Consider the following 19,922-nt stretch of genomic DNA (forward strand, 5'->3'; position numbering starts at 1 on the left):
GATGCTATTATTTTACAGCGATGCTGAATTCAATTTCTTCAGGCGGAAGACATTGTTTATCGTTACACACCATAAATTCAACTTTGCCTTTAACCGTCGCATTTTTTGCAACCAGCTTCACTTTTTGCTGAAAGATGACCGATTTTTCAAAATAGCTTACATCCATTCCGAATGTAGATTCGAACCTGGTAATCGGTTTTGGTTCAATGGTTTTTCCCGTTAGCGAATATCCTTTTCCGGCAGGAAAAGTGAAAGTGGTTTTTACCGGTCCGCCGTCTTTAACGAATTGTGAGTACAGGTGCCAGCCTTCATCAACGGTTGCTTTGATGTAAAGCGTTGCAGTTGTTGCGCTTGTTTTTTTAGCCGCGTACGACCAGGTAACTGGTTTAAGAATCTGGCTTTTTGCGCCCTGATAGGAAAGGGTTAGCAAAGCAATGGCGATCAGTAATTTTTTCATTGTGGTTGTTTGTTGATTTTGGTGTAAATGTCATCAAAACCGCGTTTTGAATCAATGGTATGCCATTATTCAATTCCTTTTATGGTCAAAGCAAGTTTTAGGTGTTTTTTTTACAGAATTTAGCCCAGAATGCCGTGACTCATTGTTCTTTTTTTAGTCTTGATATTTACAGTTGGTTAATTTTTTATAACAAACAGGATATGGATTATATCCATATGTTATTTTTTCTGATTATTCCTGTTAACATTTTGAATATTAGTGGTCTATAAAGTCAGTAGGGTTTTGACGATATCTTAAGCTCTTAGGATTTCAAATACTAAAAAATGTTAAGTTTTATGTAAGCAAGATAATTGTCAGTTGAAAATGTTTAGTTTTGGGCCTTTGACTGACTGCATTTATAGGTGTCATTTTCTGAGATGATTACCGCACTCGGCCACATCCTTTAAGAATTTACAGATGATTGAGTTAGACCAAACGGACAAAGAATTGTTGAGAATGTTACAGCGGGATGCCAGCATCACCCATAAGGAGTTATCCGATCAATTGTATAAGTCTGTTGCCACTATAAATGAGCGTATCCGCCGGCTGAAGAAGCTGGGCTATATCAAAAAGACTGTGATGATTCTGGACAGGCGAAAAATTGAGTGCAATCTGATCGCTTTCAGTCAGGTATTGCTCAATGACCACGCGGCTGATACCCTGCGAGGATTTGAGGAGGAGGTAGTGAAGTTTCCTGAGGTGATGGAATGTTTTCAGATGACTGGCACTTTTGACTTTGTATTGCGTATTGCCACCCGCGATATGGATGCCTACCATGATTTTTACAGGCACAAACTTGCAAGACTTCCCAATATTACAACGGTGCAGAGTTTCTTTGTACTTTCCGAGACGAAAAGCGAAACAGCGTATCCAATATAATATGTTTCGATATCTATAGAGACCAAAAATTACTTGCAAGATTTTGATGAGCATAATTGAAATTGGCTATGATGGAAGATTCTGATGTCTAGCTCGGTAAATAAATTTGGAAGGTAAAATTTCAAATGATAACGAATTGTTCCGCTACTGAATCTACTTACAGCGGAACAGCTCTAAAAACTTTAGCTTTAGCATTCCGGCTGGCCTTTGCTGCCAGCCTCGAGCAGGTGGATATGGTAATAGAAACCTACAAATTAAAATTTTGAAAGCCAGTAAGGTAATGCCCATAGATTGAAATAAATATGCTTAACTTTCCTGAAAGTAATTCAGACTAATTTCTTATAAATATCTCTTATGATGAGTGATTTTGCATTAAGCTACGCTAAACAGGTTTATAAACATTTCAGACTCTATGCCAATTATTCTCCGTTCAATAAAATTTTATTAGGCGACATCGGTGTTTTGGATCAAGATTTTATTTTTAACCGAAAGGATTCTATAAATTCACTTTTCAATATCACTTTCAAGCAAAGAACCAGCAGGGCAGTTGGTGCAGTAGGTAGCATCAGTAATCACATGAACTTTAGTACAGCTAAAAATACAACTGTTCAGCTGTTGGCTAAGGGAGAGTCTGATCTGCTCAACGCTGGAATTGATATATCCTTTAAGCACAGTAATTCATTCTTTTTTAATCTTGCCGGAATTGAAGTGGAAGAAATAGAAGATCAGATTTCACTAAGTAAAAGAATTCTTGAGTTGTTTGCGAATGATCAATGGGATGATAATTGGGTTGTGGTTACCTCGTGCATCAAAGCTGACTCATCCATCATCATAGGATCTATAGATTCTGAAAGTTCCGTAAAACTCGAGGCAAAAACTGATGTCGAAAGTATAGATCTGGCAAATGCGGAATTGAGGCTGGGTGTTCATAATGCGGTATCTCTAGGCCTGCAGGTAGTCGCTGAAAAAGGGCTTGTACCATTACTAAAAGTTTCAAAAATCAGACGTAAAATTTTCAGCGGACCTGGTTTCGGGTTTACGGAAAATACAGAAAGTATGCAGCAGTTGAAGCAGAAGGTTAAAGAAAATGATGGTGCTTTCGATGATTTCTTTGAACTGGCCGAGATTGAATAAGTCCAGCTTACTAATTGAAGCTTTTACACATTTCCATTCTAGCTAATTCGAAACCTTCATTATAGTGAGCGATAATCTGTTCATATCGGGTAATCTCTTTAATGACCAGTTCTTCAAAGGCTATTGCATCAGCGAAAGGAGGAATGATGAACCCTTTACTCAACACTTCTATATAAGATAAGTTCAGCATCCACCTTTTTAGTATAAGGTCCCAATCATTTTCTGTGATATTAAAATTTTTTCTAAACACCTGATAGGTCGTCATGGCCAGCGCACTAAAGCGGAGATGGGGATGAGGATACTCCACAACATTCCATAGTTCATAATCGCGTGGGCTAGGACTGAGTATAATAAACAGAACTGATAGAGAAAGTAACCAGTCACAGCAAAATACAATGGGATCATCACCCGGCATCAATTCATATAGACTGAAAATACGGTTTACGGCATATTTGTCTGCGTGAATTTCCAGACTGCGGCGAAGATCCGTTGGAGGATACAAAATTGATGATTTCATACGATCAACTTCATTTTTGAAGTAATAAATATGACCACACCAAAAATGATGGATCTCGTGCATGAACAAAAAATCTACGGCTTTGCAAAACATGCTGACCCCATGAAGTGCCCGCTCAGGATTGTTTTCGCTAAAACTTTCTAGTTGCTGAATGGACACTCTGCTTTTCTGGTCCTGTTCAATTACAGATTTCATAATTCCGTTGATGTGCTTGAGGCTATCACTGCCCTGACTTGTCAAAGGATGGAGGTCTGTAACAAAAAGGGGATTTAACATAACTGCCTGAAAACAATACCACATTTTATTTGCAATTCCCCTGGTTAGGATAATGCCACTATTCTCTTGTGTGAACAAAGCCGCTGCATTTATATCGTTCCCTTCCCGCCATTCTAATTTTAAGGAATTTGCCCAGCCCTTCGCTTCGTTTGGCACAGCGTAGGCAACTGCTGAAGCAATGGCTTTAAACCGCTCTTCAATGGCTTCAATAATATCTTCTTCTTGCATTTACGAATTAAATGATAATATTTGGATTACGACAATGAAAGGGCTGAATACCATATCATCAAAATATACCAGCATCGCAGCAGGAAAAGCTTTGGAGCGGTATTGTCTTAACAAGGGGCATGAGATCTTTGATTATGAGCTGCTGGATGAATCTGTACGAGGGCTTTACCTCGTACCGCATGAGATCGGTTATGAAATGCTTAAAAGTTATTGCAAAAAAATAGGAGAGAGCGAACTGGCAGAAAAATGCGTGATTGAATACATAGCACACCATCAGTTTCAGGCCTTTGCCGTTCAACAGGATGGTTATTATTTTATCGGTATTTCCGCTGCATTGCCAACATTGTTGCAGACACTTTTTCAGAACCTTTTTTCGTTAACCAACCCTTTAACGCAAAGTTTGCAAGATATCCATAAAGCCGATGAGGAAAGTGATATCGAAGGGGCAGAATACATTTTTCCGGACCTGCTCATGAAAAGTGAATTCAACAGATCGAGGTTGATCGATGAAATTAACGAACTCCTAAAAGATACAATTCCTGTTGAACGTTGGCAGCGGGTAATGTCTACTAAAATGGCTGAAATGGCTATTGCTTTTTGCGTTGCTCACGAGATTGGACATCTGGTCAGTGGGCATACAGATATTATAGGAAAAAGCATTTTCAGAATTTTCAGAACTTGGATTTGCAGCACAGAATGGGAAGAGAACTCCGGGGAGCTGGTTAAGTCAATCTTGGGAAATACAGGCTGATAAAATTGGAATGGCTCTTTTATATAGTTATGCAATTGGAAGTCCAAAGCAGCGGGATAAGTTTATGCATTACTTTAAATGCAGGGACAAAGCCGAAATCTATGGGAGAATTTTATATGCGGTTTATCTGGTGTTTCTCTTGCTGGGGCAACAACAGTTTATTATCAAAACTGCAGGTACTCATCCGGCAGCCATTACAAGAATCACCTACCTGATGGCATTTCTTGGAACACTTATGGTAAACCAGGATAAATATCCGGCTCAGTTTGCAGGGGATTTAGTGGAAAGATATGCAGAGATGGCAGAAGCTGCATGGGGACGCATCGGTTTCAGTGCCGGCCGCCATCAGGATACAATTGATGACCTACCTTTAGTGGTAAAAGATTTGCAGCGGGCCGAACAAATTGTCCAGCAAATATTTGGTAGTTTTCAATGGGCAATACGATTTAAAAGTTAAAGGGTGGCTCATGGCTCATTCAGTCTGAATGCTTTTAAATGTTGTTTTAAAGCGATAAGCATTTCATCCAGTTTTATGATTTCTTGCCTGGATCGTTCGCCATCGTAAATATGTTCGCTAAAGAGTAAATCAAAATCTAGTATTTGAGATACTTTTGCGAAATCTCTAACGCCTGTAAAGCCATATTCTTCCCATATTTCCAGTGTCTCAGCATCACCCGATTCATACATGCCCCATAACAGACTGCAAAAACGAAAATAAGGCAGGGGATATATTTTGCTCAGACCCATATTATTTTGATTGCGTATTTCCTGGAAAAGATGAAAAAGGGTCATTATGGAAAATAAAACAGCATCACGGCTATCATATTTCTCAATAAAGGATTCCGGATAGGCCTGGAAAAAAGTTCTTTTATCTTTCTTAAGCGCCGTAGGCAAACCGCATATCAGAGCGGCCGCGATTGAATCGGCTTCAAATTCCATGGCTTTACGGATTGGCTCACCCATGATCAGCTCTCCGGAAATTAGATCAGTGGGTTTATCGGCTAACTCTGCAATTTCATCCACACCATAGGTGCTGCGCATATAGTCAACATGGCCGCCTAATATATGTCCCCACTCATGATAGAGAATATATTCAAATGCGATGTCGCAAAGCATTGTTACATATAACAGCCTGTCTTCGTCTTTAGGATAATTCCAGATTGGGAAGCCCTGATCAAAAGGTGTATGTGCTTTTACAGCCTTATTATGAAAAGTAAAGTCTATTAGCCCATTATCTGCTCTGTTATAAATGCATTTGGTATTATGGGGATTAATTCCTACACCAGGTAGAATTTCAGGATGTGCCAGCAATCCTGCATAACAGGCATATAGGTTAGCAAATAAACCATAACTTAAAGCAATTAAGTAGTGGTTTTTTTCCTGTAGCCTGCATACAAAGCCTTCGATGGATATGCTAGAAGTTGCACATATGGTAATATTTGGGACTATCTTGTTACCATTCTGAATGGCAAAATGATCCATAAGTAGTTTTGCCTTATTAAGATAATTTTCCATCAATCCTCTGCTATTAGGTTCAATAGACAAAAGATCAAATTCTTTAAGAAAATTTAGTTTTAATATATTTTTAATCTCTTCGGTTACCATAACTCCTGTTTGACATACACGAATATTTGTAAACATAGATATTCTGCATCATGATGTACGAAATAGTTGAAGAAATTCAGCCTTAGCCTTGTGATCTTTTCAGATTGATACAGATAAAAAATATCCAAGTTCAGTTGACCAACTGGTAGGAATGGCTTCAACTGCTAGATTGGCCAACTGGTACTGGGCAAAGTTGAATTTTTCTATATAAATTCCCTCATGTTCATTGTATTTCAAATAACCTTCTTCAAAGTAACGTTCCTCAATTGCTCCGGAAGAGTCAAGCGAACGAAGATGCAGTTTTGTGATATGTTTTTGATTCTCAATATCAATACTTACCCAAATGACCGCATTGACGAATTTTGAGATTGTTGTTTCGGTATTACATTTTAATTCCAGGTAGGCATATCGCTCACCCCTGAGGTATCTGAGGTAATTTATTGGCAAATTCATAGGGCCAAAATAAAACTTCATTATGATTTTTATTAAAGTTTTTTTAAAAAGTTCTTATATAATTGCGATGGTTTCTTTGGGGTATGGACTGCAGGTCTGATACCTGATATATGGCAATAAACCCTTTAATTTACTTGGGCAAACCGGATTGAAACTAAATTCCATACAACCCGATCTATTTTGCTGATTCTATTTTAAGAGATACTTTTGATATCGAATAATATTCTTCGGTAAATTTATTTCTATTAAATTGTAGATATTCGAATTTGGTTCCTCTTATACAACCATTTTAGTTAAATAGATATTTATTGGGGTTTAAAATGTAATTTTGACAAATAATTAAAGATTCATTTGCGTTATTTAAATAAAAAGTCATTTCTTCCATCAGTGCTCTTTTTTTTTCTTGGAGAATATTTTTCTGATGCGCTTCGCACGACACTCACCATTGTAGTGCCCATCATGCTCTTCTATTTTTTTAACCAACCACAATTGGGTGTTGGGATGGGAGTAGGTGCGATGCTTATAAGCCTTACTGACTTTCCGGATAACCGATTAAATAAATTTAAAACAGCTTTGTATGGCTTGGTTATATTCTCCGTAACTACAATCATCATGTCAGCTGTTCTGCATAGTTTTGTGCTGACTGCTATTTTTATGGTAATCGCTGCGTTCAGTTTCTCAATGTGCGCAGTTTACGGAAACAGAATGGCAATAATCGGTACAATGGCTATTGTTGTTTGTACTTTTGTAATGGGTTTGCATCCCGATCATCCGTTTCTGTTTAGTATTTATATGCTCTTTGGCGGGATTTGGTATTATTTAAATAGTCTGGTGCAGATCTGGATATTTCCATACCGCTCCATGCACCATGCCGTATTTGAGTGTCTGGTTAGCAGCGCACAATTTTTAAAGGCTAAAGCCAAGAATTATGATGCAAACCAGGTTTTCGACTCCTCGCAAAAGGAAGTAATACGGCTGCATGGCAAGGTTAATGCTAATCATGAAACCATAAGGAATTTATTATTGACTGATGAATCTGCGATGCATCCGGGCAGTAAAAAAGGAAAGCTGTTCATAGGACGAACTTTTCTATTGATTGATTTATATGAATTACTCAACGCTGTCCATTATGATTACGCGAAGTTGAGAAAGTCTTTCGCAGGAAAACAAAGTCTTCAGGAGATGAAAAGAGTGATCGAGCTCTTGGCCCTTGACCTTGAAGCCTTTGCCGGAGCCATTTGTCTTGGGCGTTTTGCGGCAAAATTAAAGCAACCAAAAGATAGCCTTAACCAGCTAAAAGCAATATCAATCGCCAGTGATCGCCTTGATGCCGATCAGCAAGAGATTTTGGATGCATTCAACGATAATACCTGTAGAGTTGTCGAAATATTATTGATGCTCCGTAACAATGAATTTAATCAGACTCAAAGAACAGGGGATAAGCTGCATCATTTTAATTACCAAAATTTTTTAACCAGGAAAAGTGCTTCCATATGGAGCCATTTAAATTTCAACTCACCAGTTTTTCGCTTCTCTATTCGATTGGCCATCTGTTTCCTTCTCGGCTTCTTAATCATTTACCAATTTTCATTAAGCAGATATGCCTATTGGTTATTCCTAACAATAGTTTTCGTTGCCAGACCCAAATTTACGATCACTTGGAAGAGGAACCTGCAGCGTATTAGTGGAAGCCTGTGGGGAATAATTATCGGATTTGCTATTGTTTATTTTATCCAGAGCAATCCTGTTTTACTTGGCATTGCGGTGATATGTCTTTTGGGTTTTTACAGTTTCAATAGGTTAAGTTATTCATTCAGTGTAGCTTTTATAACGATTTCTGTCATCTTAAGCTTAAGCGTTTATCATGGACATTATGATGTTATCATTCAGTACCGGCTACTGTTTACCATTATCGGCTGTATTATAGCCGTGCTCGCTTCCTTTATTTTTCCAATATGGGATAGCAGGCAGCTAGAAGATAAAGTCCGTACTGCTAGCATCGCCAGTACAAAATACCTTAAAGAACTTTGTGCGGATAAGTCCTTTCAGGACTCATCAATAATAAGGCTTTCCAGGAAAGAGGCCAATTTGAGTATTGCTGGCTTATCTGAGGCAATAGATTCCGCATTTCAAGAGCCATTCAGAAAAAAAATAGGCCTAGACATATTTTACCACAAGCAGCTGATTTTGTATAAAATTAATGCGCTACTTACATCTATCTACCTTTCGGACGAGACTTTGGATTCAAGCTTGTCAGATAGCATTATAAAGAACCTTGAAGGAAATCCTATACTATCAGGTACACATATAATAGCAATGAAAGAAAATGATGAACCTGCAGATAAGCTTCTTCAGATTTTTTATTTGTCGCAGAAATTTGGAATAAAAGCTTGATGAATAACAATTTAGGAAAGTTTTCCATCTGACCTTATTATGCCATGGAAAATTCTAATCTCCAATGAATCCCATTCCTTAATTTCATATATAGATAACGATTTCCTTTTGTAGGTGATATCAACTTTCAAAAGCTCTCAGCTGTAGCAAGTTTTGATTGATGGATTTATACCAGGATTTAAACTTATGCATTTCTTGAGGCAAGCGCTTTTCAAGGAAGAGATGATAAAGTATCAAAATAAGATTATGTGCATGTAATGTTACCTCTTGAACGTCTTTAGGGTTTCGTATCTGCACAATACCCGCATCAGCTCCTCTGATCAGATTGCCCTTGATAACTGCTTGTCCATGAACAGATCCAGACCAGGCGCGGTAAAAAATCTCATACATACCTTGCCGATTAAGTCTCGCAGCCAGCTGCTCTAGGTTCGCAGGACCTCCAAAAAATTGATACCAGGCGGGCCTCTTTTTTCCCGTGGCAACTAATTTTCGATATTCGTTTTCCGCTTCTTGATACAATGGTAGATCCAAGATGGCTTTAATTGATTTTGATTGTGCATCAATTCCAGCAATCGCTGAAATAGGCAGACCTGTGGGCATGAGCTTATCTGCCTTGATCTTCTGCGACATTTGTTTATGGGCATCACTGCCATCTGTGATTTTATCTATGAAAGACAATTCTTTGTGGTAGCTGCAGACTAAAAAAGAAAGCGATCGCCTGAAAGTATCTGCATCTAGCAAATACTCCAGATTTAAAGATGATTCGAATATAACCCGAAGCAAGTTCTTACAGGGCTGAACTGATGATTGTTTAATTAAAATTGATACTGCATCTAAATTCTCTAAAATGTTTCTGAATATTAAAAATACAGGAATATGCTCATCACTGCCTTTTGATATATCGACATCCCAGCTAAGGATGTGCGTTCCAAAGTTTACAAGTTCCTCAATCATTTCGGCATAATGCTCAAATACCCGCATTCGATCTGGAGCTTGATGATTTACAGGATGTAACCCTTCAATTGGTAGTGTCATTTTTATGGATTATCGATAATCAATCTTTTCGAAAGCAAAATGATCTGATTTTATTTGTATCATGCTTAGCTTAACATTAATATAATTTTTATCAAAAATTTCCTTAAACGCGCTGCGATCTGTTTCGGATAACCTCACGCCAAATATGACCTCTTTCAAGGCCTCTTTTTTAAAATGGTATCGACCTGATCTGGGCGCAATGTACCGATATTCCCTTTCGTATGCCCAAGGTGTAAACTTCGTTGTCAAAAAAGTATGGGAATTGAGTTCTCTGGTTAGCGGATCACTGCTTAAGTAAATGTCGGTGTAATTAACCATTAATGGCTTGCTTACCGAGCCGATCATTACGCCATTATCTATGGGTGTCTGTGGGAAGAATTCAAGTTCATCCGTTTCGAATACCAGGCAAATTCCCTCATGGTAGTTTCCGTTTTCAGACCGGGCATAATGTGACCACATCAAAACGTCGCACTCATTTTCAATTGTTGAAAAACAACTTACTGCATTGTTTTGCCATCTCCATACATTTGTCCTGTTCATCAGTGCTTCAAACTCCTGAGGGTTTTCAAAATAATGCTTCAACAGATCTGGTTTGCCCGAAAAATGTTTGAGATAAAAATTCTTGAATTCATCATAATCGGAATAAGCTTTGTACCTAAATGCTCCCTCAAAGGGGTCATTGAAATTAAATACATTATTAAAATTCATTAGATGCTGCTCCATATTGGTCAGCAAGTATTTATTCATTCCAGTAAATTTGATCAAGCGCATATTTGAATGTTGAGATCGGTTAAATATTAAAGTTGTTACTATCGCTAAGTTGATTTGATAATGATGGATCTTCTATAAGTTATTCTTTCGTTCGAGAAATTCATGGAGAGCATCATCCATCTTATATATCCTATAATCTTCTAACTCATTAATGGTTTTGTTTAGGTATTTCGTATAGCTTGAATGCCCAAGTTTCATTTCCATCTCTGCTTTTATCATCCACAGACTGCCTACAATAACGTTCAATTTTTTTCGGAGTTCACCCATCCTCTCAAAATCCATTCCTTGAAAGAGAGGAACCACAGGCACTTTTTTATACTGGGCTAATTTTTGTAAACATTCTATATAATTGCCCTTCTCTGTTTCACATCTGAATCCAGTTTGCTTTGCTGTGTGTAGAGATGCTTCAAAATTTTCCCGGCCAATATCATTTTCGTTTATGGTGATACGCTGCTCTTTCCTTGACATTGAGAGATGCGGTAATATTGCATATCTTAGAGCATTTGTTAAAAAACCTTTTTTTCTGCTCTTTGGAGAAACATACCAATGTAAATCAGTTTTCATATCAAGTACTGCGCCTATACACTTTAGTTTATCATTTTTAATAAAATAAAATTTGTAAGGTGAAACATCTCCCAGCCTGTGATGATCAATATCCGTCCATACCAGTCCATAATCAATATTATAGCCTATTGGCTGCGAGATAATAATTGTTTTTTTATTGGGCCTGTTGAAACAGTCTATGATCGTTTGAATTCCTGTATCTGTCATAGGTATAGATATTATGTATTTGGCATATTTAATGACTTCGAAAGCTCACCTCAACAGTTTTCATCAAAAACAAGAATAATAACTTATTTTAGATAAATACGCTGCTTATCAGCCTCCATGGCGAATCCGATCACAGCCGTGCGCTGTTATTCAGTGCTGCTGTTTTCCAGAAGCCTATCGTTCAGGATCTTGTAGAGTCCATAAATTTCAGCAATCATTTTTTTATAGACTACTGAAAAAGCCTCATCTGGTCTGAGTTTCAACTTTATCAGCACATTGTCGTAATGAGATTGCATCTTGCTATGATCAGCCCAAAGTCGCAACTCGTACAAATAATAAAGAGGTGCAATGATGTTCTCTTCTACTTTTAAAATGTTTTTAATGAACTTTTCTAAAAGCTTTAATCCTTTGTTGCCTTTTTCCAAATCAACTCCGTTATTTTTCAAAACAGTCTTCAGCCCATCTACATTAAGATCTTCAATGAGTTCTTCATTCCAGTAGCTCAAGAATCTTTTAATGTCGTCCTCAGAATTGAAAACAATTCTCTTAAACTTGCTACATAAACCAATGATGTCTGAAATATTCTCTTCCGCTGTTTTGTACAAACTAAATCCGAATCGTTCAGCGGTCAATTTGTTTAGCTTTGTTTTGAATAAGACAAGTTCTACTTCTCTTATCGGATCAGTAAAATCAGCGCTGATTTGCGCGTCATAAAATTCAGACCTGATATTTCCATCTGAATCAATATTATGTGATTTCAAATATTGAATTTCACTTGGCTCAAGTTTTTCGATGTCACCCAGCCAAGCGATCACTTTATCATTAGGATTGATTCCAAACGGAAAATCAGAGTCAAATTCATAATTGGGGTCTTCCGGGCAAATAATCGTGCCGTAAGTCTCGCTGCTAAACTCACACATATATCTGGGGTCATAAAAATATCTCACTAAAACATGGATGTCGAAAAATACAGGTGTCAAGTAAGGTACCTCTGCATCCCATGGTCTGGATAGCCCAGGGATATTTTTAGTGTCGTTTATATTATATTTAAATGTCATCATTTCAATTGTTTTTGCTGGTCCTGCAATTTAGCAGAACATATTTCTTTATCTTGGAAATTTTAACCATAATGTTGCTTCAGAAATTAATCTTAACCAGTCACGGACTATTACAGTACATAAAATCCCCTATTGGAGAGGTGTTTTTAAATTATAATCCTCAGTCAGCTTGTCTATACTTAACCTGCAGAATTTAGATTGTTTAGACATTCAGGTCATCTATCAGGTCAAAATCGTCATACTCAGTGAACTCCTCAAAGTATTTTTTCTCTATTTGCCTGGTGTCGTTTTCATACTCGTCATTATAGTATCTTGCATACCAGTCCGAAGCGACAAATGCCAATGGGCGAACTTTAAGGTGCAGATACAAATATGGGAACCGTTTCTGATAGTAAGTAGGATAATGTTTGATTACCAATAAATTGGCCTGTCGAACTGCCTCCCGGTAATCTGATGCAAAGTATAAAATAACCTGTTTGACTACTTTGTAAGAGAACGTGAAGCCTTTATGGCCTGGTTCTTTTAGCAGTTCAGTAAGATTTAAGTCATACCAATCTGGAATCGCTTTTGGCTTTTTTCCAAGGATGTAACGCGATAGCAGATAAAAATATTCATAATGTTGAAGAAGGATATATTGAACGGTCGTTGAACAGAATTCTTCGTCGCGTTTTCTCTTGCACATTAAGATAAACGGCCCGAAAGAATTGAATAACATAAGAGAATGTTCCATGGCATTTTCAACAGCACCCCATCGTTTTTCCCTGATGTAGTAAAATTTGAAAAGTGTAAGTCCGATTTTTGATAGGTTTTGGTCTTTCGATATTTTAGTATAGAAAGTTTCAGATGCACCAGCTATAAATTTTTCTGTTCTGTTTGCATCACGGACATTGCACCAATAGCATTGTTTGGTCTCTATGCATACCACCACAAAAAAAACCGGAACAGGGAGATGAAGCCAGTAATTTAATGTTGCTTTTTTGATGGTGTAAAAAGTAAATGTCCCGTCAACGCTGATTTCTATTTTCGCTTTTCCTTTTACCTGAATTGCAATTAGATCTCCGGTGACCTGATTATCCTCATTTATGATTTCTACATATAAGTCAATCCCGTAATCTCTTTCGGTCATTTCACGAACTATCCACTCCTTAGGCAACTGCTGTGTTAAGATTTCAAGAGCTTGTTTTTCTATGATATGAGTGATGTCCCTTTGTGGAAAGTCCATTAGTTTGGTTATAATGTGTGTGAGCGTTTGGCATAGAACTTAGGTTCCAAGGTTGTCGCTAACAGTCTTTAGCTAGCGAATTTTTAAATCTCTGGTTTTAATAGTCTATAGCACTAACATAATTAAAATTTACTAAACCTGCACAATGCATATGGATTTCCAGTATTATTTTCTTTTAGCTGTTTTGATTTGCGGATGTTATTAAAACCGATAGCTTAAACGAAATCCTAAGATTACAATCAGAATTTCTAGAGAATACGTGAAATCCCCATTTGTCATAAAAGGGGGTATGTATAAATACCCGCTTGAATTTAGATGAGTACAACCACTTTTTGTCTGCTAGAAATACCTGTTATTAAGTATAGGTAATCAGGCTGGTAAGAGGTATCTTTATGAGGCAGAATGTTTTAGCGTTAATCGCTATCTTTTTACTTAATATATCTAAACCAAACAACAATGAAAAAAATTACGCTCGAACTCAGCGATGCCGATCTAGGCGAGCTGGTAAAAATCATTAAAGAAAATGCCAGTACCAGCCTGTTGGCTAAATTTGAAAAGTCAATTGGAACAACGGACGACGAGGCTTTCATAAGGGAAAAGGTGTGCATTGCCATTGATAAGGTCAGTATCCTTAGCCTTGCAGAGGTCATAGCACTTGCTGCAGACCCCGATACCCAAAGTCTTAAGGCTGATTTCAGGCTAGGCACTGAAAGCAGGCGCAGTTTAAGGCCCTACTTTCAGCAAATCCTTTTGGCTTTGAAACCTGACAGTGATGTAAAAATTACGAATGCTGCCTGTGAAGCGTTAGAGACATTTTCTTCTTGTATTGAACTTATAAAGGGAAAATTATGAGAAGTAGAGCTAGGTTACTTATAGTATTTATGATGCTACCAATGATGTCATTGGCGCAGGAGACAGGCATATTGAAAGGCCTGAAGATCAGAAAATCCCTTCTCTCTGTAGCAGAGACTGCGGAAGCTGCCTCGCTTATCTATACTAAAGCGAAGGATTCTACGCGTTCTTCATGGGCTGCCAACCTTGGTGTCGGTTATGATTTTGACCTTGGGCGCTATGTGTTCACTCCTTACCTTGAATATCATAAGAATACGCTCGTGGATAAAAGGCAAGATAGCCGGGAGGCAGGCCTTGCTTTCAGATGGGATGTATCATCTGTTGAGAAGCATCGATGGGTTCCTATTCTTTTAGCAAGCGGGAAATATAACGAGGATCAGGAAAAGGACAATAAATCTCTTCGCAGTAGCTTCACCTTTAGCCTAAAATCAGGTGGCTTGCTTAGCGATGGTTGGAAGAAGGTTGCCCCCAATCAGGAACTTGATTTATTTGGGAAGTTTTTTAGCTTAAATTATACTCCTTATTTGGGACTGGAAAGCGAGAATAGGATTTCAGCAGATAAGCAAGAGGCAGAGGGGCATATCTACCGCTGGTATTTCAGGATCAATCCGGTTTTGGCATTTTTGCCAGGTAAGAATGCTAAAGGGCACTACTTCGAATTTTCGGTTGATTATCAGTACCGCAGGGATTTTGCCAAAAGTGTACTGGAGATATCGGCAAAAGAGCATGAATATTTTACTGCTTCGCTGAATTACAATATTCTTGGCGCTGAGGATAAGAAAAAGGTTCAGATTGGTTTTGATTATGTAAAAGGGGAGGATCCAACGCAGAACTTTTTGTCCCAGTCCTATCATGCGCTGAGCTTAAAGATTAAGCTATAAAACTTTCCAAATCGGAGGATCTTCCATTCTCTTGGCTGGTCAATTTTTTTTCGGTTTTCTGTCTAGAGAAAATAATACAGCCTTAACCGTTCCCCTGCACAGGCTCTGATATGGAAAGTGACTTAAGACTAAACTAAGGTTTTTAGTCTTAATTGAAAGGCTATTTAAATTAAGATCTAGCGCACTTTGATAAAAAAAGGATGCAACAACCGCTGTTGCATCCCTCATCTAAATTAACGCCCTCAATCTACGATTAATGCAAGGCTCTCACCCCTTGCCTCGCGAAGGTGTAAACATTAATTCATTTTTGCAATGTGATCTAAAAGCTATAGCTTTTTGTTCCAAAATAGAAATGAGCGCAATACGACTGAAAAAGTAAAATAATCATTTAGTACGGTAGATCATCAGAAACTGTTTTCGCTTCCGGCGGCCGAATTTCTAACAAGAAAGCTGAACTGACTGGGCTGATACAAATATAGGAAGTAAGCAAGCGCGCTTACTAATTTCTTTACTGATCATTTCTTTAAATAGCAACAGGCTATCATTCGGTTTGGCTTTACCCTTACGTCTTCAAGTCCATATACCCCTAGCTGGACAGAATAGTAAATTATTATTTAGAATTATTATAAATAGTTTTGTTTTATCATATAGTACTGCTATTTTCGCCGCTCTATTTAATCAGTCTAAATAAGTATTAACAATTTTTCCATGAAAATAACTTTTACCAAAGTATTAATGTTCTTAAATTTCGTTGGATTTTTTTGCCTAAGTGCAGTAGCTCAACAAAAAAACACTATTCAGGGTACTGTAAGGGACAACCAAGGCAGGGCCATTCCCGGAGCCACCATAAGTGTGGAAGGGACCAATGCTGTCACCTCTGCAAATAATAAGGGGAATTATAAACTTCAGATCAATGCGGACAAAGCTATTATTCACTTTAATTTTATAGGATTCAAAGAGGCTATAAAGTCAATCGACCTCAGTTCGGGTGATAGAGAAGAAAATGTTGTTCTTCAGGAATCTGCCGATGCCCTTCAGCAGGTTGAAATTACCGGCAGAAAGGAGAAAGCTTATAAAACCAAAGCAACTTTTATTGGCAAAATCGAAAGTGAACTTAAAGATGTTCCTCAATCTATCTCATATGCAAGTAAAGAGCTTATTGCAGATCAGGGATTAATGAGAGTCGGTGAAGTTGTAAAAAACTTTAGTGGGGTGAACCAGTTCAGTTTTTATGATGATTTGACCATACGAGGGTTTCGTGTCAATGGACAAAGTAATACCCAGTTGCTTAATGGTCTTCGCACAAGTACCGGTTTCTGGAAACAATCTCTGGCAAATTACCTGGAAAGAGTTGAGGTGCTTAAAGGTCCATCTTCTGCTTTATTCGGAAACGCAAGTCCGGGTGGGGTGGTAAACCGGGTAACCAAGAAACCCCTCGATGAAACCAGGCGATCAGTTAGTATGTCGCTGGGTAGTTTTAATACTTTCCGCGGCCTTGCGGATTTTACAGGACCTGCAAGCAAAGACAGCACGCTGCTTTACCGATTGAATGTCGGGTATGAAAACGCAGAGAGTTTCAGAGACCTGATGTTTGACAGAAATGTTGTTATTGCACCCTCCTTAACTTTTGTTCCCTCAGATCGTACAAGAATTAATTTTGATCTGGTTTATACGGATTCAAAAAGTCGCTTGGACAGAGGTCAGCCAATATTCGGTAGTTTTGACTTAAACTCCACGCCACAGTCGCTGTCTTTAAACACGACCAATGATTACTTAAATGAGCTCACTTATAATGCAACGGTTTCTGTCTCCCACAAAATCAACGATGTACTTAGCCTAAATGCATCATATTTGAAAACAGGCTACTCAGAGGATTTGAATGAGCACCGTACTTCAAATGCTTATGGTGTGGATGGAAGTGGTTCTCCAATAAACAACCTAGCGGGCATGAACGTTCAGATCAGAAAGCGTAAGCGCTTCATCGATAATTTTTCAGGCTACATCAATTATACGCCTACCACAGGAATTATTTCCCATAAAATCGTTGCGGGCTATGATTTCGGAAGTGAGAAAACTCCGGTTGGAGGTTCACAATTGACGGCTGCAGGTTACCGGAATGCGGCCAACAATGGTTCAATAGCAACCTATGTGGTTGCCAATAAAGCGAGATATTTATTGGATGCAGCTGGAAACCCAGTGCCAAACGTTCCGCATTTTAACTTAAACGATCCACTTTCTTCTCAAAGAATGCAGGATGACAGTAAGCTCTTCTTCGCTCAATCTGTTGTTGCTCCGGCCTATTATTACCTGAACTCAGTTTATCTTCAGGACCAGCTAAAGGTTGGTGATTTGCAGGTTCTGCTTGGAGTGAGATACGAGTATTATACAGATTTCGCGAACTACAAAACCCCGACTGAAGCCAAAGCAAACTCTCATGCCTGGTTACCACGCCTGGGTGCAGTTTATTCGATAAACTCAAATATTAATTTGTATGGTAGTTACGTAGAGGGCTATAATCCGCAGACTTCAGCCACCATTTCAAATCCCAACGCCGGCGGACCTTTCGACCCTTTGAAAAGCAATATGGTGGAATTGGGTGCTAAAACAAGTTGGTTTAGGGATCAGCTAAGTATCAGTTTTGCCGCCTACCAGATTAAGCAAACCGGTGCGCTATATGCAACGCCTGGCGTTGCTGATGTGCTAAGGCAGATCGGTGATGAACAGTCTCGGGGATTTGAGATGGATGTTATCGGTAAAATCATGCCTAACTGGAATGTTATTGCTTCTTATTCATACAATAGGGCGAAGATTCTGGAAAGTGGAACAGCAGGGGAAGTGGGTATACAAAAACCAAATGCGCCTAAAAATTCAGCAAATTTGTGGACTAGATATACCTTTATTCAAGGAGGGATTAAAGGTTTGGGGATTGGCTTTGGCGCAAACTATATGGATAAAAGAAACCTGATATATGATGCTCGGTTTAGCCCAGAAAATCAGATCACAATTCCCTCGTTTACCCTTTTTAATGCCGCCCTGTTTTACAATATAGGCAAGTTACAATTGCAGCTTAATGCAAATAATATTGGCAATAAAAAACATTGGGTTGGAGGATATGATTACCTAAGGTTATTCCCAGGTCAGCCCGAAAACTATATGTTAACCGTAGGATATTCATTTTAATGGCTAAGAGCAGATTTAAAAAAGTAACTGGTTGGCTCCATCTTTGGATCGGATTGTTTACCGGAATCGTCGTGTTTGTTGTCTCGCTCACTGGCTGCATCTATGTTTTCGAAGAGGAAATCTTTAATAAATTACATAGCGATATTGTTTATGTTCAGAAAACCGGTCCAGCAAGACCGGTTTCTGAATTATTGAAGCTAGCTAAAAAAGCTGTAGGCGAGGAAAAGGTATTGTCTAACGTAAAAATCAGTGCAGATAACAAAAGCTACGTTTTCTCAGGATTCAAAGTGAACCCGCGTCTGAAAATTAACCTTTGGTATTTCAGTCAGTTTGAATACCTGGATGATGTTTATATTAACCAGTATACCGGCACTGTGCTCGGTGTAATCGATGTCCGCTATGAATTCTTTAATATAGTTGAACAGCTCCACCGCCAACTGCTTTTGGTTAAACCTGTTGGAAGCATACTTGTTGGTAGCTGCATATTATTGTTTCTATTAATGCTTATCACCGGATTCGTGTTATGGCTGCCTAAAAACTACAGGCAGTTTAAGAAAAGTATTACCGTGAAGTGGGATGCCAGATGGCGAAGGATAAACTATGACCTTCATAACAGTTTCGGCTTTTATGTGCTACCTATAGCTATGTTCATCGCGATTACGGGTCTGGTTTGGTCTTTTAAATGGTGGGAAACAGGGATTTATCGGATTCTCGGCGATAAAGGCAAAGCAGGTTTCACAAAAACACTTCCCCTCATCACCGCCGGAGATTCAACGCTAAATAAAATTGATGTTATTCACTATAGTCTGCTAAAAAAACTTAATGGAGACTGGACCGAAATTGGACTTGGCATACCTGATGAGAAAAATAAGCTCTCGAGTTCTTTTGTATCCATTGAAAGTAATCATGATGCCTGGCGCGGAGTCAGCTATTATTTTTACGATGGAAGGACCGGCAAATTTATTAGTGATTTAGCCCATGATAAAAAGACACTGGGACAAAAGTGGAGAAATTCAAATAAGGAACTACATACGGGAAGGATTTACGGTTTTGGTAGTCAGTTGCTGGCATTTTTTGCTTCATTTATTTGTGCCTCACTTCCCGTTTCTGGATTTTTAATTTGGTGGGGTAAGAGGAAAAAGAGTAAAGCTAAAAATATCAAGTGATTAACATGCTTATTCCAAAATGTTTCTGTTGGTTTGGACATTTGCTTTGGAAAATTATCGTTATGTTAGCTTTGGCTGCATATATCACTTTGGTAGGAGATTATTTATTTTTAGATCAGCACAATACAGGCTGTGAAAATGTTTTCTATAGTTATCAAAATGAAATGAATAGTAAACCTTGATTATAGCTTATTTTTCTCGCATTCTGCTTATTTATATATAGTGAACTTCGCTGCCTTATCGGTTTTCTATT

At 38.3% G+C, this 19,922-nt stretch carries 18 protein-coding genes; 9 read left to right on the plus strand and 9 right to left on the minus strand.

All coding sequences use genetic code 11. The annotated features are described in order from the left end of the window. Positions 1–7 precede the first annotated feature (7 nt). Complete coding sequence (locus AC570I_RS04430) at positions 8–457, minus strand: protein-disulfide reductase DsbD N-terminal domain-containing protein (RefSeq protein ID WP_497404525.1); 450 nt, start codon at positions 455–457, stop codon at positions 8–10. 456 nt (positions 458–913) lie between these two features. On the opposite strand from AC570I_RS04430, the gene AC570I_RS04435 reads away from it, so the two are divergent. After that, positions 914–1,375, plus strand: coding sequence for an Lrp/AsnC family transcriptional regulator (locus AC570I_RS04435; protein WP_497404526.1), 462 nt, complete (start codon positions 914–916; stop codon positions 1,373–1,375). Positions 1,376–1,729: 354 nt separating this feature from the next. Then, positions 1,730–2,509 carry a hypothetical protein gene (locus tag AC570I_RS04440; protein WP_497404527.1) on the plus strand — a complete coding sequence of 260 codons (780 nt, stop codon included), beginning with the start codon at positions 1,730–1,732 and terminating at the stop codon, positions 2,507–2,509. A gap of 10 nt (positions 2,510–2,519) precedes the next feature. Here AC570I_RS04440 and AC570I_RS04445 read toward each other — a convergent pair whose 3' ends face one another. Beyond that, positions 2,520–3,530, minus strand: a complete 1,011-nt coding sequence (locus tag AC570I_RS04445; RefSeq protein ID WP_497404528.1) for a phage exclusion protein Lit family protein — start codon at positions 3,528–3,530, stop codon at positions 2,520–2,522. Here AC570I_RS04445 and AC570I_RS04450 point away from each other — a divergent pair. Both AC570I_RS04450 and AC570I_RS04455 read left to right on the plus strand, forming a co-directional pair. Next, positions 3,502–4,281, plus strand: coding sequence for a hypothetical protein (locus tag AC570I_RS04450; RefSeq protein ID WP_497404529.1), 780 nt, complete (start codon positions 3,502–3,504; stop codon positions 4,279–4,281). The two genes, AC570I_RS04445 and AC570I_RS04450, sit on opposite strands and share 29 nt — an antisense overlap. A 10-nt stretch (positions 4,282–4,291) precedes the next feature. Further along, positions 4,292–4,738 (plus strand): hypothetical protein, encoded by a 447-nt coding sequence (locus AC570I_RS04455; RefSeq protein ID WP_497404530.1) that lies wholly within the window; start codon positions 4,292–4,294, stop codon positions 4,736–4,738. Positions 4,739–4,746: 8 nt separating this feature from the next. Here AC570I_RS04455 and AC570I_RS04460 read toward each other — a convergent pair whose 3' ends face one another. Both AC570I_RS04460 and AC570I_RS04465 read right to left on the minus strand, forming a co-directional pair. Next, positions 4,747–5,886 (minus strand): M48 family metalloprotease, encoded by a 1,140-nt coding sequence (locus AC570I_RS04460; protein WP_497404531.1) that lies wholly within the window; start codon positions 5,884–5,886, stop codon positions 4,747–4,749. A gap of 99 nt (positions 5,887–5,985) precedes the next feature. Next, complete coding sequence (locus tag AC570I_RS04465; protein ID WP_497404532.1) at positions 5,986–6,339, minus strand: hypothetical protein; 354 nt, start codon at positions 6,337–6,339, stop codon at positions 5,986–5,988. A 387-nt stretch (positions 6,340–6,726) separates the two neighbouring features. On the opposite strand from AC570I_RS04465, the gene AC570I_RS04470 reads away from it, so the two are divergent. Beyond that, positions 6,727–8,733: an FUSC family membrane protein gene (locus AC570I_RS04470; RefSeq protein ID WP_497404533.1), complete on the plus strand. Its 2,007-nt coding sequence runs from the start codon at positions 6,727–6,729 to the stop codon at positions 8,731–8,733. 120 nt (positions 8,734–8,853) lie between these two features. Here the strand turns inward: AC570I_RS04470 and AC570I_RS04475 are convergent, their stop codons facing one another. From AC570I_RS04475 to AC570I_RS04495, 5 genes are all read right to left on the minus strand, one after another. Continuing rightward, the gene (locus AC570I_RS04475; protein WP_497404534.1) at positions 8,854–9,768 is read right to left on the minus strand and encodes a DUF5677 domain-containing protein; all 915 of its coding nucleotides are present in this window, start codon (positions 9,766–9,768) and stop codon (positions 8,854–8,856) included. Between the two features lie 9 nt (positions 9,769–9,777). Beyond that, entirely contained in the window at positions 9,778–10,515 is a 738-nt protein-coding gene (locus AC570I_RS04480; protein ID WP_497404535.1) for a DUF2971 domain-containing protein, read from the minus strand. A 96-nt stretch (positions 10,516–10,611) separates the two neighbouring features. Further along, the gene (locus tag AC570I_RS04485; protein WP_497404536.1) at positions 10,612–11,310 is read right to left on the minus strand and encodes a hypothetical protein; all 699 of its coding nucleotides are present in this window, start codon (positions 11,308–11,310) and stop codon (positions 10,612–10,614) included. Positions 11,311–11,456: 146 nt separating this feature from the next. After that, positions 11,457–12,371, minus strand: a complete 915-nt coding sequence (locus tag AC570I_RS04490; protein ID WP_497404537.1) for a hypothetical protein — start codon at positions 12,369–12,371, stop codon at positions 11,457–11,459. Between the two features lie 199 nt (positions 12,372–12,570). Next, positions 12,571–13,590: a DUF4365 domain-containing protein gene (locus AC570I_RS04495; RefSeq protein ID WP_497404538.1), complete on the minus strand. Its 1,020-nt coding sequence runs from the start codon at positions 13,588–13,590 to the stop codon at positions 12,571–12,573. A gap of 456 nt (positions 13,591–14,046) precedes the next feature. Between AC570I_RS04495 and AC570I_RS04500 the strand changes: the two genes are divergently transcribed. From AC570I_RS04500 to AC570I_RS04515, 4 genes are all read left to right on the plus strand, one after another. Next, positions 14,047–14,442, plus strand: coding sequence for a hypothetical protein (locus AC570I_RS04500; RefSeq protein WP_497404539.1), 396 nt, complete (start codon positions 14,047–14,049; stop codon positions 14,440–14,442). Further along, the gene (locus AC570I_RS04505) at positions 14,439–15,323 is read left to right on the plus strand and encodes a hypothetical protein (RefSeq protein ID WP_497404540.1); all 885 of its coding nucleotides are present in this window, start codon (positions 14,439–14,441) and stop codon (positions 15,321–15,323) included. The genes AC570I_RS04500 and AC570I_RS04505 overlap by 4 nt, the downstream gene beginning before the upstream one ends. Before the next feature lie 708 nt (positions 15,324–16,031). Next, positions 16,032–18,503 (plus strand): TonB-dependent siderophore receptor, encoded by a 2,472-nt coding sequence (locus AC570I_RS04510; RefSeq protein WP_497404541.1) that lies wholly within the window; start codon positions 16,032–16,034, stop codon positions 18,501–18,503. Next, positions 18,503–19,669 carry a PepSY-associated TM helix domain-containing protein gene (locus tag AC570I_RS04515; RefSeq protein ID WP_497404542.1) on the plus strand — a complete coding sequence of 389 codons (1,167 nt, stop codon included), beginning with the start codon at positions 18,503–18,505 and terminating at the stop codon, positions 19,667–19,669. Before AC570I_RS04510 ends, AC570I_RS04515 begins: the two co-directional genes overlap by 1 nt. Positions 19,670–19,922 lie beyond the last annotated feature (253 nt).

The sequence above is a fragment of the Pedobacter sp. A2324 genome (genome assembly GCF_059693705.1).

What these genes read in the sequence shown, in the direction of transcription:
- AC570I_RS04430 (WP_497404525.1), bottom strand. Translation starts at nt 457, where the DNA reads ATGAAAAAATTACTGATCGCCATTGCTTTGCTAACCCTTTCCTATCAG.
- AC570I_RS04435 (WP_497404526.1), top strand. Translation starts at nt 914, where the DNA reads ATGATTGAGTTAGACCAAACGGACAAAGAATTGTTGAGAATGTTACAG.
- AC570I_RS04440 (WP_497404527.1), top strand. Translation starts at nt 1,730, where the DNA reads ATGATGAGTGATTTTGCATTAAGCTACGCTAAACAGGTTTATAAACAT.
- AC570I_RS04450 (WP_497404529.1), top strand. Translation starts at nt 3,502, where the DNA reads ATGGCTTCAATAATATCTTCTTCTTGCATTTACGAATTAAATGATAAT.
- AC570I_RS04445 (WP_497404528.1), bottom strand. Translation starts at nt 3,530, where the DNA reads ATGCAAGAAGAAGATATTATTGAAGCCATTGAAGAGCGGTTTAAAGCC.
- AC570I_RS04455 (WP_497404530.1), top strand. Translation starts at nt 4,292, where the DNA reads ATGGCTCTTTTATATAGTTATGCAATTGGAAGTCCAAAGCAGCGGGAT.
- AC570I_RS04460 (WP_497404531.1), bottom strand. Translation starts at nt 5,886, where the DNA reads ATGGTAACCGAAGAGATTAAAAATATATTAAAACTAAATTTTCTTAAA.
- AC570I_RS04465 (WP_497404532.1), bottom strand. Translation starts at nt 6,339, where the DNA reads ATGAATTTGCCAATAAATTACCTCAGATACCTCAGGGGTGAGCGATAT.
- AC570I_RS04475 (WP_497404534.1), bottom strand. Translation starts at nt 9,768, where the DNA reads ATGACACTACCAATTGAAGGGTTACATCCTGTAAATCATCAAGCTCCA.
- AC570I_RS04480 (WP_497404535.1), bottom strand. Translation starts at nt 10,515, where the DNA reads ATGAATAAATACTTGCTGACCAATATGGAGCAGCATCTAATGAATTTT.
- AC570I_RS04485 (WP_497404536.1), bottom strand. Translation starts at nt 11,310, where the DNA reads ATGACAGATACAGGAATTCAAACGATCATAGACTGTTTCAACAGGCCC.
- AC570I_RS04490 (WP_497404537.1), bottom strand. Translation starts at nt 12,371, where the DNA reads ATGATGACATTTAAATATAATATAAACGACACTAAAAATATCCCTGGG.
- AC570I_RS04495 (WP_497404538.1), bottom strand. Translation starts at nt 13,590, where the DNA reads ATGGACTTTCCACAAAGGGACATCACTCATATCATAGAAAAACAAGCT.
- AC570I_RS04500 (WP_497404539.1), top strand. Translation starts at nt 14,047, where the DNA reads ATGAAAAAAATTACGCTCGAACTCAGCGATGCCGATCTAGGCGAGCTG.
- AC570I_RS04505 (WP_497404540.1), top strand. Translation starts at nt 14,439, where the DNA reads ATGAGAAGTAGAGCTAGGTTACTTATAGTATTTATGATGCTACCAATG.
- AC570I_RS04510 (WP_497404541.1), top strand. Translation starts at nt 16,032, where the DNA reads ATGAAAATAACTTTTACCAAAGTATTAATGTTCTTAAATTTCGTTGGA.
- AC570I_RS04515 (WP_497404542.1), top strand. Translation starts at nt 18,503, where the DNA reads ATGGCTAAGAGCAGATTTAAAAAAGTAACTGGTTGGCTCCATCTTTGG.